Raw genomic sequence first — 15,985 nt, forward strand, 5'->3', positions numbered from 1 at the left:
GTCCGAGGGCGGCGGTGTGGGCGTCGGTGTGGGCGTGGGGGTCGGGGTCGGCGTGGGATCGGGCACCCGCGCCTCGATCGGGCCCGAGCCTCCGGGCGCGCCGGGAATGGTGGCGGGGGGCGGCGCCTCGGCCACGCCGGGCGGCATCGGGCGGCGCACCTGGTCCTTGGGGTCGCCGCCGACCCCGGCCGAGGCGGTCGAGGGCGGCGCCGACCCCGGCCCGCCGTTGAACAGCAGGTCCAGAACGCCGCCCTGGGTCCACATCAGCGAGGCGGGGCTTCCGCCGGGCGTCGCCGAAGCGGCCAGCAGGTTCAGGTGGTAGAAGTATTTCGGCGTGACCACGATCGACATCGTGGTCCATTCGCCGTCCCAGAAATCGGAACGCGCATAGGCGGTGAAATCGCCGTCGATCGTGGCCGAGGTGATCCAGAGCGTGTCGTCCGAGAATCGGTAGGGCTCGGTGCCCGCCTTGGCCTTGTTCAGGAACCAGTCGTGGCCGGCCTGCACGCCCGCAAGCTTTTCATAGCGGATGATCATCGAGAATTCCTCGTCCGTCGAGAGGAATTCGAGTTCGTTCGGATTGTCGATCTGCTTGAGCAGTTCGAACGGGTGCAGGTAGGAGGTATTGCCCACCTCGTCGTAGAAAAGCTGCCAGTTGTGGCGGACCCGTTCTTCCTCCAGCGGGCGGACCAGATCGGTCAGGTCGCGAAACACCGGCACGCGCGCGCCACGGCTGCGCTGGACATAGGCGACCAGCGCGGCATCGGATTCGCGGTTCCAGCTGCCGTCGAGGAAGCCGTAGTAATCGCCGGAGAACGCCAGCGCCGCCTGGATCGTCGCGATATCCTCGCGGCTGGCCATGGAGGGGTCGAAGGGCTGGTCGATCCAGGCTTGCGCCGCCGCTTTCTGGGGCCCGAGGGCAAGCAGCAGGCCCAAGGCCATCATGATAGAGGCGAAAACCGAAACGGTCGCGCGCATATCGGCAGTCTCCGAATGTCATTCCGGCCAGGTCCGCCCCGGCCAAGTTTCAATCCCGGTCCAAAACCCGACCCCGGGATGGGCGCCATGCTGCCCGGCTTTGCCCGGCTTGAAAAGAGAATCTTGCACCCGCAGGGGTCGGGTGATCCGCATGTGGCGCGATCACCCGCGGTCCGGGCCCGGTTCCGGCGGGGGCGGGGCTACCCGGGCGCACTGGATCAGGTGATCCGCTCAAGCCGTTCCTTCGACATGTCGCCTGGCACGATGGTGACGGGAATCGGCAGGCTGCCCGAGCTTCGGCTCATCGCCGAGACGAGCGGGCCGGGGCCGTGCTTGTCGCTGCCCGCCCCCAGGACCAGGACGCCGATCTCGGGATCGGCGCTGACCTGGGCGAGGATCTCCGCCACCGCGTCGCCCTCGCGCACCACGAGTTCGGGGTTCACGCCCTGGCGGTCGCGCATCCATTTGGCGAAGACCTCGAAATGCGCCTCGATCCTTTCGCGCGCCTCGGCCCGTATCAGGTCGGCGACCCCCATCCAGTGCTGGAATTCCTCGGGCGGGATGATCGACAGGATCTGCACGCCCCCGCCGGTATGCGCGGCGCGCAGCGCGGCGTAGCGCATCGCGTTCAGGCATTCGCGGCTGTCGTCCAGCACGACCAGAAACTTTCGCATGTCCCGGGCCCTTCCCTTGTTTGCCGCCAGAGTTTGGAACGACCGGGTGGCAAAAGGCAAGCGTCGCGGGCGGGCGGGATCAGGGCGTGGGCATCAAGGGGTCGGGCATCAGGAAATGGCCGGTGCATTGGGCGAAAAGCCGGTCGGGGCTGTCCTGCCAGGCCTCGACATGGACGCTGGCGTAGCGGCGGCCCTGCCGGTTGATGCGGGCGCGGGCGAAACTGTCGCGCGGATGGCCGGGGCGAAGGTAATCCACCGTGATGTCGATGGTTTTGGGCAGCGATTGCGGGGGCAATGCCAGGTGCGCGGGCGTCGCGGGGGCGGCTCCGACGCCTGGCGGCCCGGCGGCCGGGGCGGGCTGCGACCCGCTTTCCAGCCCCGCCCAGACCAGGCCGACGATGGCGGTCACCTCAAGAAACGCCGCCGTCACGCCACCGTGGATCGCGGGAATCAGGGGATTGCCGATCAGCATCGGCTGGAAGGGCAGGACGGCGGTCAGCTCATCCCCCGCACGGTCGAAGCGGATGCCCAGGAAGCGCAGATAGGGCAGCGCACCGACAAGCCGCTCCAGCGTCTCGGCGCGGGGATCGCCTGAGGGGGCGTCAGTCATGCGGCGCTTCCTTCCGGCCCTTGCCGAAGGCCTTCGCTTCGGGCTTGCCATGGGGCTCGACGATGAAGGCGCCATTGCCCATGGCGACGGGGCGGGCCTCGTTGTCGTCCGTCGCCACCACGCGCACGAAGGCGACCGAGCGGGTGATGTGATGGCATTCCGCCCGGGCGCGGATGCGCTGGCCGGGCACGGCGGGCCGCATGTAGTCGATGCGCAGATCCAGCGTCGCGGTCGAGGCGGGGCCTGCCGGATGGCTCATCACCGCCGTCCCCGAGGCGGTGTCCATCAGCGTCGAGACCGCGCCGCCATGGATCACCCCGGTCGAAGGATCGCCGACGAGCCTTTCGTCCCAGGGCATCGAGATGACCGCGCGGCCCGCGCCCAGTTCCTCAAGCGTCATCCCGAGCGCCTTGGCATGGGGCAGCGCCGTGATGAAACGCCGCGCCTGAGTGAGGATATCATCCATCGCGGATCCGTCCGCCCCGTTCCCCCGGCCTGTCCGTTCGGCCTGTCTGTTCCGCCCGCCCGAATGGCCCGGCTCTCGGCCATTTGCCGCCGCGTCACCCGCACCCCTCGCGGGCGCGGTGCCGCCATCAAACCGCGCCGCCCCGGCAGGCGCAAGCCCACGCGCGGCGTGACCTCGCGGCGCTTTCGTCCCGGGGCCGGTCGGCGCCGCCCCTCGCGGCCCTGCGGCCATCCTTGCCATTGCCTTGCCCTTCGTCCTAGGTTTCCCTCGGAGGCCCGCATGACCGAACCCGCCCGTCTGAACTTCAAGGAAATGTGCGCAAGGTTCGAGGTGACCCCCCGCACCCTGCGCTATTACGAATATATCGAACTTATCGCGCCCGAGCGCGAGGGCCGGTCGCGTTTCTACGGCCCGCGCGAGGTGGCGCGGATGAAGCTGATCCTGCGCGGCCGCCGCTTCGGCTTCAGCCTTGAGGAAATCCGCCAATGGCTTCTGATCTACGGCAAGAAGGGCGAGCGGCGCCAGCTTGAGGCCTGGCTCCAGATGGCCGACCGCCAGCTTGTCGAGCTCAAGCGCCAGAAGGACGAGCTGGAAAGCTCGATCCAGGATCTGCACGCGCTGCGCGAGACGGCGGCGGAAGAGATGCGCAAACTGCCCGAGGATTGACGGCCCCGGCCCCTGCGGCCGCCGCGCGTCCGGCGGCGATGCCGCCAGCCCGGCGCGACTTGCGCCCGCAACTGGACTTATCATGGCGGTTGAACTGGACAAGCGACCCCCCGACACCCTAACGCTTGGTGCATCCCTGAACCCGCCGGAGGCCGTCATGCTCGATTCCGTCACCGATCTTCGCTCGCTTCTGAAAGATCCCTCGCTTCTGGTCGGCAAGGCCTACGTCGCCGGCGAATGGATCGACGCCGACGATGGCGCGACATTCGAGGTCACCAACCCCGCGCGCGGCGACGTGATCGCGCGCGTGGCCGACCTGTCGCGGGCCGAGACCGCCCGCGCCATCGCCGCGGCCGTCAAGGCGCAGAAGGAATGGGCCGCGCGCACCGGCAAGGAACGCGCGGCCGTCCTGCGCGCCTGGTTCGACCTGATGATGGCGAACCAGGACGACCTGGGCCTGATCCTGACCGCCGAGATGGGCAAGCCCCTGGCCGAGGCCAAGGGCGAGATCGCCTATGGCGCCAGCTTTATCGAATGGTTCGCCGAAGAGGCCAAGCGCGTCTATGGCGAGACCATCCCCGGCCATCAGCGCGACAAGCGCATCACCGTGATCAAGCAGCCGATCGGGGTCGTGGCCTCGATCACGCCCTGGAACTTCCCCAATGCGATGATTACCCGCAAATGCGGCCCGGCGCTGGCCGTGGGCTGCGCCTTCGTCGCCCGCCCGGCGGCCGAGACGCCGCTGTCGGCGCTGGCCATCGCGGTTCTCGCGGAACGCGCGGGCCTGCCTGCGGGGCTGTTCTCGGTGGTGACCTCCAGCCGCTCCTCGGACATTGGCAAGGAATTCTGCGAAAATCCCGCGGTGCGCAAGCTGACCTTCACCGGCTCGACCGAGGTGGGGCGGATCCTGCTGCGCCAGGCCGCCGACCAGGTGATGAAATGCTCGATGGAGCTTGGCGGCAACGCCCCCTTCATCGTCTTCGACGATGCCGATCTGGATGCGGCGGTGGCTGGCGCCATGGTGTCGAAGTTCCGCAACAACGGCCAGACCTGCGTCTGCGCCAACCGGATCTATGTGCAGGCGGGTGTCTACGACGCCTTCGCGGCCAAGCTGAAAGAGGCGGTGGCGGGGGCCAGGGTCGGCGACGGGCTGGCCGATGGCGTCCAGTTCGGCCCCTTGATCAACGTAAAGGCGGTCGAGAAGGTCGAGGAACATGTCGCCGACGCGAAAGCCAAGGGGGCCGAGGTCTCGCTGGGGGGCGCGCGGCATGACCTGGGCGGCTCGTTCTTCCAGCCCACCATCCTGACCGGCGTCACCGACGAGATGCTGGTCACCACCGAAGAGACCTTCGGCCCGCTCGCCCCGCTGTTCCGTTTCGAGACCGAGGAAGAGGTGGTCGAAAAGGCCAATGCCACCATCTTCGGCCTTGCCGCCTATTTCTTCGCCCGCGACATCGGCCGGGTGACGCGCGTGCAGGAGGCGCTGGAATACGGCATCGTCGGCGTGAACACCGGCATCATCTCGACCGAGGTGGCGCCCTTCGGCGGCGTCAAGCAATCGGGCCTCGGGCGTGAGGGCAGCCATCACGGCACCGAGGATTACCTTGAGATGAAATATATCTGCCTCTCGGTCTGATCGCGGCAGGGCCTGTCGGCGGCGCGGATTTTCCCGAGGTCCGGGTTTCCGGCGCCGGATCCGGGCTGCGAACCGGGCGGCGGGGAATCGTTTTCCGCGCGGACGGGGACGGGGCCTTCGGGCCCCGTTTCGCATTCGGGGCGGATCCCCGCCCGAACGCCTATCGCAACCCTTTGGAAACATGGGTGCTATCCGATATCAATCGCCTGTTCCCCGCTATCGGCGCGGTGATTTTGCCTGGCATGGCCCGGCGTCCCATTCTGATTCCATCACCCCCCGCTGCTGGAGGGCTGGTTCAGACCTGGAAAGGACACCGGACATGCTGCCCATGCTGAAAAACACCTCGATCGCCGCCCTTGCCGCCGTGACCATGGCCACGGCCGCCGCCTCGCCCGCGCTGGCCTGGGGCAAGAAGGAGCAGGGTTTCGTCGCCGGCGTCGCCGCCGCGATCATCATCGACGAGATCATCGAGAGCAAACGCCACCGCAAGGCCACGCCCCCCGCGCCGGTCTATGTCGCCCCCAGGCCGCCGGTCCATGTCGCGCCCTCGCGGCCGGTCCATACGACCTCGATCCATGCCACCCCGGCGGCCCAGGCGTTCAAAAGCTATTCGGTCGCCGAGCGCCGCGCGATCCAGCGCCGCCTGAAGGCGCATGGCTATTATCGTGGCGGGGTCGACGGCGTGTTCGGCCAGGGCACCTACAATGCGATCACGGCCTATGCCCGCGACACCGGTCACGGCTCCAGCCTGCGCACGACCGGTGGGGCCTTCGCGGTCTATGACGGGCTGCTGTTCTGATCGCCGGGGCAGGATCCGCCCGCATCTGTCCCCAGTCCGGCCCCTGACGCCCCGGGTCCCCGGGCTCGGATCCCCGGGGTTGACGGGCCGGGCCCGTCTCCCCCCCCCTCGTGCCCCTGCGGGCACGAGGGGTTTTTCATGTCGGATGGGAAGAACGCACAAAAAGCGCCGCGCGCGCCAAGGATTGCCCCGGCGTCCGCGTCTGAATAGGTGTCATGCTGATGGATACCCCGGACGAGACCCTTGCCCAGGCCGCCGCAGGCGGCGACCGCGTGGCCTTCGCCACGCTGGTTTCGCGCCATTACGACCGCATCTTCGCCCTGGCCTGGCGGCTGAGCGGCTCTCATGCCGATGCCGAGGATCTGGCGCAGGAGATCTGCGCCGCGCTTCCGGTCAAGCTGTCGCGCTGGCGGGGCGAGGCGCGCTTCACCACCTGGCTTTACCGCGTCGTGGTCAATGCCGCCCATGACCTGCGCCGCCGCCAGGCCACCCGCGCCCGCGCCGCCGACGGCTGGGGCGATTGGGAGATCGCCCGCCAGGCGGAGATCCTGGCCGCGAACGAGGCCGGGGCCTGGCTGACCGCCGCGATGACCCGGCTTTCGCCCGAATTGCGCGACACCTGCGCGCTGGTCCTGGGCGAGGAGATGAGCCAGGCCGAGGCGGGCATGGTGCTGGGCGTCAGCGAGGGCACGATCGCCTGGCGCATGTCCGAAGTGAGGAAAAGGCTGCGCGCCCTGGCCGCCGAGGAGGCGAGATGACCGACGAATTCGAAGCACTCCGTTCCGTCCTGAGGGCCGCGCCCGCGCCGGATGCCGCCGCGCGCGACCGCGCCCTGGCGCAGGCGATGGAAAATTTCGACCGGCTCCAAGCCCTGGCCCCCGAGACACGTCCCAAGGAAGACCGCCCAGGCCGGGCGGGGCTTTGGAACGGAGTTTTGAACATGCTGGAATTCCTGTCGCGCAAACCGGCGCTTGCCGCCACCACCTCGGTCGCGGCGCTTGTCGTCGGGCTTGCGGTCTTCCTGCCGCAGGGCGGGCGGCTGATGGCGCCCACTCCCGCCGCCGATCCGGTGGCCGCTGCGGGCGATGCTGGATCGGGCACTGCGGGGGCGGGCGGTGCCGCCCTGACCGAAGCCGCCCGGACCGAAGCCGCCATGCCTGAGGCCGAGGTGGCGGAACTGGCGACCGCTGAGCTCCTGCCTGCGGAACCCGGGCTTGCGGAAACGGCGCCGATGGAACTGGCGGTGGCCGCGGATCAGGCCGCGCCCGCCCTGGCGCGAGAGGCCGCGCCCGCGCTTGCGCCCCCCATATATGCGCCGCCCGTCCCCGCCATGCCGCCCATGGCCGAGGCGGCCCCGGCCTATCTGCCCGATCCTGGGGACGAGGCCTATCCCGAAGCCGCGCCCAATCCGGTGCGGATCACCGCCGAAGAGCCAGTCTCGACCTTCTCGGCTGATGTCGATACCGCCTCCTGGGCGGTGATCCGCTCGACCCTCGGGCTTGGCGTCCTGCCCGCGCCCGAACAGGTGCGGATCGAGGAAATGGTGAATTATTTCCCCTATGACCTGCCCGCCCCCGAAGACGGCGCGGCCTTCCGCGCCAGCCTCTCGGTGATGCCGACTCCCTGGAACGCCGATACCCGGCTGGTCACCGTCGCGCTTCAGGGCGCCTTGCCCGAGGTGGCGGCGCGCCCGCCCCTGAATCTGGTGTTCCTCATCGACACTTCGGGCTCGATGGAGGCGGCGAACAAGCTGCCGCTGCTGCGTCAGTCGCTGGCGCTGATGCTGCCGGAGCTGCGCCCCGAGGATCAGGTCGCCATCGTGACCTATGCCGGATCGGCGGGCGTGGCGCTGGAGCCGACGGCGGCCTCGGACCGCGCGACGATCCTGGCCGCGCTGGACAATCTGACGGCGGGCGGCGGCACGGCGGGCGCGGCGGGGCTGGAACTGGCCTATCTGACCGCCGAGCGCATGGCGGGCGAGGGCGAGGTCAGCCGTATCCTTCTGGCGACGGATGGCGATTTCAACCTTGGCCTGTCCGATCCGGCGGGGCTGACCGATTATGTCGCCGCCAAGCGCGACAGCGGCAGCTATCTGTCGGTGCTGGGCTTCGGGCGCGGCAATCTCGACGATGCGGTGATGCAGGCGCTGGCGCAGAACGGCAACGGCACGGCCGCCTATATCGACACGCTGTCCGAGGCGCGCAAGGTGCTGGTCGACCAGTTGACGGGCGCGCTTTTCCCCATCGCCGACGATGTGAAGGTCCAGGTGGAATGGAACCCCGCCACGGTCGCGGAATACCGGCTGATCGGCTATGAGACCCGGGCCCTGCGGCGCGAGGATTTCTCGAACGACAAGATCGACGCCGGAGAGATCGGCGCGGGCCTTCAGGTCACGGCGATCTACGAGGTGACCGCGCCCGGCTCGCCTGCGCTGCTGAACGAGCCCCTGCGCTATGGCCCGGGGGCCGAGGCCGCGGGCGATCCGCTGGGGGAGCTCGGCTTCCTGCGCCTGCGCTGGAAAACCCCGGGCGAGGATCGCTCGCAGCTTGCCGAGGTGGCGATCATCGGGACCGAGTCCGCCGGGACCGAGGCCCGCTTCGCCGCCGCCATCGCGGGCTTCGGCCAGCTTCTGACCGGCGGGACCTATCTGGGCGGCTGGGGCTACGACGAGGCGATTGCGCTGGCGCTGGAGAACCGGGGCGAGGATGCCTTCGGCTACCGGATCGAGGCGGTCAACCTGATGCGGCTGGCGCAGACCCTGGCGCGCTGACCCGCGATCCGGCACGGAAGAAAAAGGCGCGCCGGTGATCCGGCGCGCCTTTCCTTTTTTCGGGCCCGCCCGGCGGCGGTCAGTTGATCGCTTCGGCCCGGGCCTCGATCTCGGCGGGGGCCTCCGGGGTTGCGGCGCTGGAAATCGCGATCCGGCGCGGCTTCATCGCCTCGGGCAGTTCGCGCACGAGGTCGATATGCAGCATGCCATGCTCATGGCTCGCGCCCGAGACGCGGACGTGATCGGCCAGCGCGAAGCGCCGCTCGAAGGCCCGGGTGGCGATGCCGCGATGCAGGAAGTTGCGAGGGGTTTCGTCGGTGGGCTTGCGGGCGGTGACAAGCAGGCTGCCGTCCTTCACCTCGACCGAAAGCTCGTCGGGGGTGAAACCGGCGACCGCGATCGAGATGCGATAGGCGTTGTCGTCGGTCTTTTCGATATTGTAGGGCGGATAGCCAGGCTGGGCCACATCGGCCGAAAGCACACGGTCCATCAGGTCGGCCACGCGGTCGAAGCCGACGGTGGCACGGTAGAGGGGCGCGAAATCGAAGCTGCGCATGGGGTCATCCTCCTTGGGAAGCGATGCGTATGGTTGGGCCCTCCCTTGCGGGCAGGGGGTCGGGCCGGACCCGTCCTTGGCATCCGGCACGGGATTGATCTGGGAAGCGCGGGATCGGGTTTCAAGAGGCGTCGCTGGCCATGGAACCCCGGCGGCGGTGCCGTGGCCGGTCCGGCGATTGGGTGGCTTGCGAGCGGGTTTCGGGCGCGGGCCCGGCGGCTTCGGTTCGGGGGCATCCCGGGCACCCGCAAGGCATGTCAGGGGACCTCAGCGCAGGTATCGGGGCCGATATTCCACGGTCGGCGCCTCAGGGCCTGACGAATTTCGCCCCGCCGCCGCTTTCCGGCCGACCCGCGCCGCCGCCCGAGATCACCCGCACCGTGGGCGCGCGTTCCTCGGCCCCGGCTGCGAACTCGGCTTGCAGCAGCGCCAGCGGCGCGTCGATCGGCACCGCCAGCGCCACCTTGCGCCCGCCGTATTCGGCCTTGGCCGAGATCACCGAGACCACCCTTGCCACCCCGGCCTCGACCGCGAAGACCGGCGCGCCGGAAGAGCCGAAGTCGATGTCGCAGCTTAGCACCAGCGTCGGGTCCAGGCCCGAGATCACCCGGCAGTCGCGCTCGATCGAGGGGATTTCGGCGCGGTCGCGGGCGTAGGAGACCACCGAGACCGCAGCGCCCGTGCCGGGCCGCGTCCCGATGTCGAAGGGCGGAAGCTGTGGCAGCAGGATCGGCTGGTCAAGCTCCAGAAGGGCTAGATCGTAGCCCACCCGCTCCAGCTCGTCCTCGCCCGAATAGATGTAGTCGGGATGGGCGAGCGAGCGGCGGATGCCGCGATAGGCTTCGGCGCGGCCGTTGCGCCATCCGGCCTGGAAGGTGATCAGCCCGTCGGGCGTGCGCGCGCCGGTCTCCTTGTCGAAAAGGCAATGCGCGGCGGTCAGCACCATCCGGGGCCCGATAAGAACGCCGGTGCAAAAGCCCCTCTCGCCGAGAAGCAGCTTGCCGACGCCGCCCCAGCCCCGGGCCTCGTCCGCGGTCTGCATGCCGGTCAGCGCGCCGGCCCGGGACCCGGGCGTCTCGGCGCGCGATGGGCCCGCGAAAAGGGCCAGCAGGACGGGGGCCAGCGCGATCATGGCAAGGCGAAGGGCAGGCGGCATCTGTGGTCCGTTCGGGGGGGCGTGCGCGCGGGTCCGGGGGGCAGCGGTCGGGAGTCGGCGGTTGGGGGCGACCCCCGGCATGGTGCAAGAATCGGGCAGATTTGTGGCAAAAGCAACCGGCTTGACGCCCGCCATTGCTAGAGCCCGGCCCCTGATCGCCCGGTCCTTGGACCCCGCCCCATCCCGGCGCAGGTCCAGGACAGGGGCGTCCGCGCCCGCCCGGACCGCAACCCGAAGCGCGCCCCGGTGAATGTGCCGATCTGGGGGCGGCGTCGGGGCGCTGGCCTCTTGCCTTGAGGGCAACAGGGCGTCACCGCCTCTGCGCAAGGAGCGCAAGGAGCGCAAGGAGCGCAAGGAGCGCAAGGAGCACAACTCCCACCCACGCTTTTCCCTTGCGCCCGCCCGCGCCGATCTGGCACCTGTCGGGGCATGGACTGGGTCAAGATCATACATATCCTTGCGGTCATGGGGTGGATGACCTCGATCTTCGCGGTGCCGCGCGCGCTGATCTACTGGAAGCGCGAATGGGCGCGGCTGGGGGAATTCGGCCCCTTGGGCGATCTGACCATCCGGCTCTACCGCTTTTCCGCCGGGCTTGCCGTCGTCGCCATCGCGACCGGGCTTTGGCTCGCCTTCGGGCTCTGGGGGTTCGACCCCTGGCTGCATCTGAAGATCACGCTCGTCGCCTGCCTGGGCGTTCACTACATCTGGACCGGGCGGCTGGTGCTTCGCGCCCGCAGGGGCGAGTTCCGCGAATCCGACCGTTTCCTGCGGATATTCAACGAGATCAGCGTGATATTCACCATCGCCATTCTCTGGGCCGTGGTGGTAAAGCCGTTCTGAGACCGGCGCCGTTCCGCGGCCAGGGCCCTCTGCTTCCCGTATTCCTTCCGCCATTCCGCATGCCATGAAACTGATCGACGCCATATCAACCGTGCCCCTTCCCGACCTTCTCTCGGTCGGCTTCATCGTGATCGCCTGGATCGCTACCGGCTGGCTGATCGAGAATCCGCCAAAGTGGCGGGTCTCGGTCTCGATCCTGATGGAGGAGCATCGGCGCGACTGGATGCGGGTCTTCGTGACCCGGGTGCCAAGGCTGTTCGACGTTTCGCTGATCGGGTCGTTGCGGCAGGGGACGACCTTCTTCGTCTCGGCCTCGATGATCGCCATCGGCGGTGGCGCGGCGCTGATCGGCAATTCCGCCGCGATGCGCGAACTGGCCGCCGACCTGCCGCTGGACGCCGAGCGGGTGGATTTCGCGCTCAAGCTGCTGTTGCCCATGGGGTTCATGGCCAATGCGCTTTTGAAATTCATCTGGGCGCATCGGCTGTTCGGCTATTGCGCGGTGCTGATGGCCGCCGTCCCGAACGAGCGCGACAACCCGCTGGCCTATTTCCGCGCCACCCAGGCGGCCGAGTTGAACATCACCGCCGCGCGCAGCTACAATCGGGGCCTGCGCTCGATCTATTTCGCGCTGGCCGCGCTTGGCTGGCTGTTCGGCGCGCTGGCGCTGGCGCTGGCGACATTCGCCACGGTTGCCGTGCTGATCCGGCGTGAGTTCCGGTCGCATTCGCGCTCGGTCCTGTTGCGCGACTTCTCGACGGATTGAGGGGGGATGGCCCGCCATCCTGTCGACGAGGGCCGGTTCCTGCCCCGGATCGCCGGGCTGGCCGGGCGCCTTGCCCGGGGCGAAAGCTGCGGCGACGGGCAGGATCTGCTTGAGACCGAGGGCTGGTTCGCGGGCTATCCGGTCGGCCCCCTGCGGCTGGTGGTGCTGCGCGGCGCGCTCTGGCATCGCGACACCGGGCTGGTGATGACGCGGGACGGCCGCCTGCCCGCCGCCCCCGCCGCCGAGATCCCGCCCCCCGCGCTGGCCCGGTCGCGGCGCATGCTGCACCGGCTGCGGCCGCGGCGCATGGGGCGCGGCGCGCTGTGGCTGCCGATGGGCGCGCAGGCGAATTACGGCCATTTCCTGTTCGACGCATTGCCCGGCCTGACCGCGCTGGAGGAAACCGGCCTCTCTTCGCTTTACCCGCCGGTCTCGCCTGCGCTGCGGCCCTGGCAGGCGGCGCTCGCGCGGCTGGCGGGGCTGGAACATCGGCTGCGCTTCCCCCCGGATCCGGTGATCGAATTCGACCAATTGGTCTATGCCACCACGCTTGATCATTACCTTCAGCGCAGCGGCGCACTTTTGCTGCGCAGCTTCGCGCGGCTGGGGGGGCGGCGGCCGTCCTTGTCCGGGGCGCCCCTGTCCGGTGCGGGGGAGAGCCTCTATCTCTCGCGCCGTGGGCGCTCGGCGCGGATCTTTCTGGACGAGGCGGCGCTGGAGCGCGGTCTGGCCGCGCGCGGTGTGCGGGTGATCGATCCTGGCCGGATGGAACCGGCCGAGCAGATCGCCGCCTTCGGGCGGGCGCGGGTGGTGATCGCGGCCTCGGGCGCGGCGCTTGCGAACATCCCTTTCCTGCCCGAGGGCGCGCGGGTGGTCGAGATCCGCCCCCCGGGGATGGAGGGCGCCTGGACCGGGCTGACGGCGGCGCGGTTCGGGCTCGACCATGTCATCGTTTCGGCCGAGGGGCTGCCGCCCGGGGCGCTGCCCTTGGCGGCGCGGATCGCGCAATTGCCGCGTCGGCTGGCCGGGCGCTACCACACCGCCTTCGTCGCCGACCCCGAGGCGATCGCCGCCGCCGCCTTCGACCCGGCGGCCCCGGGCCGGGAAGCGTGACGCCTTGCCCCCCGCTTCCGGTTGCGGCACAGTCCCGGGCGGAGGAGGGCCTCAGGATGACGGATGACAGCGGGAAGGCCCCTGCCGGGGCGGCGCGTAAGCCGCCTGCCGCGCCCGATGCCGATGCTTTGGCCCGGGCGGCCCGGGCGGGGGGCGCCGACAGCCGGGGCTTGCCGCCGGTCCATCTGTGGGATCCGCCCTTTTGCGGCGATATCGACATGCGGATCGCAAGGGACGGAAGCTGGCACTACCTTGGCACGCCGATCGGGCGCCCGGCGCTGGTGCGGCTGTTCTCGACCATCCTCAAGCGCGAGGAGGACCGCTACTTCCTGGTGACCCCGGTCGAAAAGGTGGGGATCATTGTCGACGACGCGCCGTTCCTGGCCGATGACTTCACCCTTCGGGGCGCGGGCCGCGACCAGGTCCTGACCTTCGCCACCCGGACCGGCGACAGCGCGGCCGCAGGGGCGGCGCATCCCCTGCGCTTCGAGCGCGACGCCGAGACCGCCGAGCCATCGCCCTATGTCCTGATCCGGGACGACCTGTGGGCGCGGATCGACCGGAAATCCTTCTACCGTCTGGCGGATCTGGCTTGCCATGAGGCGGTGGACGGGCGTAGCTGGTTCGGCCTCTGGTCTTCGGGGCGGTTCTTTCCGATGATCCTCTCTTCCGAACTTTCCTGATCCGACGCCCGAGCCTTGCCCCCAGATGCCCCGTTTCGCCGCCAACCTGACCTATCTCTTCAACGAGGTGCCGATGTTCGACCGCCCTGAATGGGCGCGGCGCACCGGCTTTGACGGGGTCGAGCTGCTGTTTCCCTACGACCAACCCATCGCCGAATGGGAGCGGGCGCTGGACGGGATGCCGGTCGCCCTGATCAACACCCCGCCGGGGGACTGGCGCTCGGGCGACCGGGGCTTCGCCGCCCGGCCGGGGCAGGAGGACACCTTCCGCGAGGGGTTCCTGCGCGCGGCGGAATATGCCGCAAGGCTGGGGGCCGAAAGCGTCCATGTCATGACCGGCGTCGCGCGCGGCCCCCAGGCCGAGGCCACGCTGGTCGAGAATCTGGCCTGGGCGCTGGCGCAGGCGCCGGATCTGCGCCTGACGCTGGAGCCGCTGAACCCCGAGGACATGCCGGGCTATTTCCTGAACGATTTCGACCAGGCGGCGCGGATCCTCGACGATCTGGGGGCGCCGCGCCTGGGGCTGCAATTCGACCTGTGGCATGCGGCGCGGCTGCATGGCGATGCCGATGCGGTCTGGCGGACGCATCGCCACCGCGTCAACCATGTCCAGATCGCGGGCTTTCCCGCGCGGCACGAGCCGGGCGGCGGCGGGTTTTCCCTGCCCGCGCTTTGCGATGCGGTGGATGGGATGGAGAATGTCTGGATCGGCGCCGAATACCGCCCGGCCAAGGGCACGGCGCAGGGGCTTTTCTGGCTCAACGCGCTTAAATCGCGCGGCGGGCTGATCGGGGCCTGAACCGTGGGTGGCTGCGCCCGCTTGCCCCCTGCGCGCGCGCTATCTAATATGGTGCCAGCAGCCATCCGCAGGATTTGAAGCCATGACCATTCCCGCACCGGAAACCAAGCGCGTCACCACCTGGAAAGTGGCCTGCGACGGCGGCGAGGGCGCGCTCGGCCATCCCCGGGTCTGGCTGACCATCCCGCGCGACACCGGCTTTGTCGAATGCGGCTATTGCGACCGCCGGTTCGAGATCGACCGCGAACACGCCCACGACGACCACTGATCCGGGCACGGGGGGCCGGGACCGACCAGATGACGCCAGACCAGGTTCAGGCCCTGTTCACCCGCGCCGACTCGACCTCTGCAGGCGGGGATTTCCTCTGCGCCCGCTGGGGGCGGCCGATCGTGCCGGTGGTCTTCGGCGTCGACGAGGCCACGCTCGCCACGATCAAGGGGGCGATCGAGGCGGTGGTGGCGCTGGCGGGGCACCGCATGGCCGAGACCGATCCCGAGCTTGGCGCGAATCTGATGGTGTTCTTCTTCCGCGACTGGGCCGAATTGCCCGAGGTTCCCAACCTCGATCGGCTGCTGCCGGATCTGGGCCCGCTCTGCGCCCGGCTGGAGGCGCAGGGCGCCAATCAATATCGCGTGTTCCGCTTCGACCCCGATGGCGCGATCCGGGCGGTCTTCGTCTTCCTGCGCATGGACCGCGATCTGGCCGCGATGCCCGCCGCCGATCTTGCGCTGGCGCAGGCGGCGGGGGTCATGCTGAGCTGGGGCGACGGCGCCTTCGCCGCGCGGCCGCCCCTGGCCCGCATGGGCGGGACCGTGGTCCTGCGCCCCGAGATCGCCGGGCTGATCCGCGCCGCCTACGACCCGGTCCTGCCCGCCGCCAGCCGCGACCCGGCCCATGCCCTGCGCCTTGCCGCCCGGCTGGGGCAGGCGGGGGCGGGGGCATGAGCCACTCTTTCCCGGTCCGCGTCTATTACGAGGACACCGATCTGGCGGGCATCGTCTATTACGCCAACTATCTGAAATTCATCGAGCGCGGGCGCTCGGAATGGGTGCGGGGGCAGGGCGTCGACCAGATGGCTTTGAAAGAGGCCGAGGGCATCGTCTTCGCCGTGCGCCGGGTCGAGGCCGACTATCTTTCCCCCGCCCGTTTCGGCGAGGAACTGGAGGTCGCGACCCGCCTTCTCCAGATCGGCGGCGCCCGGATCGAACTGGCGCAGGAGGTGCGGCGCGACGGCGTCACGCTGTTTCGCGCCCTGGTCACGCTGGTCTGCATGAATGCCCAGGGCAGGCCCGCGCGGTTGCCCGGGCCCGTGCGGGCACGGCTGAGCGCGGTGTCGGCTGAGAGCGGTGTCGGCTGAGCGCGGGGGCCGACCGAACGCGGGGCGGACCGAAGACGGGGCGGCCCTTCGGGGCACATATAATGTTTCAGCCTGTGGCGAAGCCTCGCCGCTCGCCAATCTGTGTTGGCTT

General features: G+C 69.6%; 18 protein-coding genes and 1 pseudogene. 13 read left to right on the top strand and 6 right to left on the bottom strand.

Annotation, left to right across the window (positions count from 1 at the left end):
- The 4 genes and pseudogenes from ABNX41_RS09550 to ABNX41_RS09565 form a co-directional block, all read right to left on the bottom strand.
- Positions 1-978, bottom strand: a pseudogene (locus ABNX41_RS09550) (hypothetical protein); the annotation flags it as partial.
- Between the two features lie 218 nt (positions 979-1,196).
- Positions 1,197-1,652, bottom strand: coding sequence for a universal stress protein (locus ABNX41_RS09555; protein ID WP_438669501.1), 456 nt, complete (start codon positions 1,650-1,652; stop codon positions 1,197-1,199).
- Between the two features lie 79 nt (positions 1,653-1,731).
- Entirely contained in the window at positions 1,732-2,262 is a 531-nt protein-coding gene (locus ABNX41_RS09560) for a PaaI family thioesterase (RefSeq protein ID WP_438669502.1), read from the bottom strand.
- Positions 2,255-2,728 (bottom strand): PaaI family thioesterase, encoded by a 474-nt coding sequence (locus ABNX41_RS09565; protein ID WP_438669503.1) that lies wholly within the window; start codon positions 2,726-2,728, stop codon positions 2,255-2,257. Before ABNX41_RS09565 ends, ABNX41_RS09560 begins: the two co-directional genes overlap by 8 nt.
- Positions 2,729-3,007: 279 nt before the next feature.
- Between ABNX41_RS09565 and ABNX41_RS09570 the strand changes: the two genes are divergently transcribed.
- The 5 genes from ABNX41_RS09570 (at position 3,008) to ABNX41_RS09590 (ending at position 8,599) form a co-directional block, all read left to right on the top strand.
- Positions 3,008-3,394 carry a MerR family transcriptional regulator gene (locus ABNX41_RS09570; protein ID WP_438669504.1) on the top strand — a complete coding sequence of 129 codons (387 nt, stop codon included), beginning with the start codon at positions 3,008-3,010 and terminating at the stop codon, positions 3,392-3,394.
- A gap of 157 nt (positions 3,395-3,551) precedes the next feature.
- Positions 3,552-5,030, top strand: a complete 1,479-nt coding sequence (locus ABNX41_RS09575) for an NAD-dependent succinate-semialdehyde dehydrogenase (protein ID WP_438669624.1) — start codon at positions 3,552-3,554, stop codon at positions 5,028-5,030.
- A gap of 319 nt (positions 5,031-5,349) precedes the next feature.
- Complete coding sequence (locus tag ABNX41_RS09580) at positions 5,350-5,829, top strand: peptidoglycan-binding domain-containing protein (RefSeq protein WP_438669505.1); 480 nt, start codon at positions 5,350-5,352, stop codon at positions 5,827-5,829.
- Between the two features lie 221 nt (positions 5,830-6,050).
- Positions 6,051-6,587 (top strand): RNA polymerase sigma factor, encoded by a 537-nt coding sequence (locus tag ABNX41_RS09585; protein WP_438669625.1) that lies wholly within the window; start codon positions 6,051-6,053, stop codon positions 6,585-6,587.
- A complete protein-coding gene (locus ABNX41_RS09590) occupies positions 6,584-8,599 on the top strand; it encodes a vWA domain-containing protein (RefSeq protein WP_438669506.1) in 2,016 nt (671 codons plus the stop codon). Before ABNX41_RS09585 ends, ABNX41_RS09590 begins: the two co-directional genes overlap by 4 nt.
- A gap of 79 nt (positions 8,600-8,678) precedes the next feature.
- On the opposite strand, the gene ABNX41_RS09595 is transcribed toward ABNX41_RS09590, so the two are convergent.
- Both ABNX41_RS09595 and ABNX41_RS09600 read right to left on the bottom strand, forming a co-directional pair.
- Positions 8,679-9,155, bottom strand: coding sequence for an Hsp20 family protein (locus tag ABNX41_RS09595; RefSeq protein ID WP_438669507.1), 477 nt, complete (start codon positions 9,153-9,155; stop codon positions 8,679-8,681).
- A 307-nt stretch (positions 9,156-9,462) separates the two neighbouring features.
- Entirely contained in the window at positions 9,463-10,311 is an 849-nt protein-coding gene (locus ABNX41_RS09600; RefSeq protein ID WP_438669508.1) for a trypsin-like serine peptidase, read from the bottom strand.
- A 429-nt stretch (positions 10,312-10,740) separates the two neighbouring features.
- Between ABNX41_RS09600 and ABNX41_RS09605 the strand changes: the two genes are divergently transcribed.
- From ABNX41_RS09605 to ybgC, 8 genes are all read left to right on the top strand, one after another.
- On the top strand, positions 10,741-11,154 hold the full coding sequence (locus ABNX41_RS09605; protein WP_438669509.1) for a CopD family protein: 414 nt from the start codon (positions 10,741-10,743) through the stop codon (positions 11,152-11,154).
- A 64-nt stretch (positions 11,155-11,218) separates the two neighbouring features.
- On the top strand, positions 11,219-11,920 hold the full coding sequence (locus ABNX41_RS09610) for a DUF599 domain-containing protein (RefSeq protein WP_438669510.1): 702 nt from the start codon (positions 11,219-11,221) through the stop codon (positions 11,918-11,920).
- Between the two features lie 6 nt (positions 11,921-11,926).
- The gene (locus ABNX41_RS09615) at positions 11,927-13,033 is read left to right on the top strand and encodes a glycosyltransferase family 61 protein (protein WP_438669511.1); all 1,107 of its coding nucleotides are present in this window, start codon (positions 11,927-11,929) and stop codon (positions 13,031-13,033) included.
- A gap of 56 nt (positions 13,034-13,089) precedes the next feature.
- Complete coding sequence (locus ABNX41_RS09620; RefSeq protein ID WP_438669512.1) at positions 13,090-13,716, top strand: DUF1285 domain-containing protein; 627 nt, start codon at positions 13,090-13,092, stop codon at positions 13,714-13,716.
- A 25-nt stretch (positions 13,717-13,741) separates the two neighbouring features.
- Complete coding sequence (locus ABNX41_RS09625; protein WP_438669513.1) at positions 13,742-14,515, top strand: hydroxypyruvate isomerase family protein; 774 nt, start codon at positions 13,742-13,744, stop codon at positions 14,513-14,515.
- An 82-nt stretch (positions 14,516-14,597) separates the two neighbouring features.
- A complete protein-coding gene (locus ABNX41_RS09630) occupies positions 14,598-14,783 on the top strand; it encodes a zinc-finger domain-containing protein (protein WP_438669514.1) in 186 nt (61 codons plus the stop codon).
- A gap of 29 nt (positions 14,784-14,812) precedes the next feature.
- Complete coding sequence (locus tag ABNX41_RS09635) at positions 14,813-15,460, top strand: hypothetical protein (protein ID WP_438669515.1); 648 nt, start codon at positions 14,813-14,815, stop codon at positions 15,458-15,460.
- Entirely contained in the window at positions 15,457-15,873 is a 417-nt protein-coding gene (gene ybgC / locus ABNX41_RS09640) for a tol-pal system-associated acyl-CoA thioesterase (protein WP_438669516.1), read from the top strand. Before ABNX41_RS09635 ends, ybgC begins: the two co-directional genes overlap by 4 nt.
- The last annotated feature ends 112 nt before the right edge of the window (positions 15,874-15,985 follow it).

This window comes from Pseudogemmobacter sonorensis, from assembly GCF_042762395.1.
Classification (GTDB): domain Bacteria; phylum Pseudomonadota; class Alphaproteobacteria; order Rhodobacterales; family Rhodobacteraceae; genus Pseudogemmobacter; species Pseudogemmobacter sonorensis.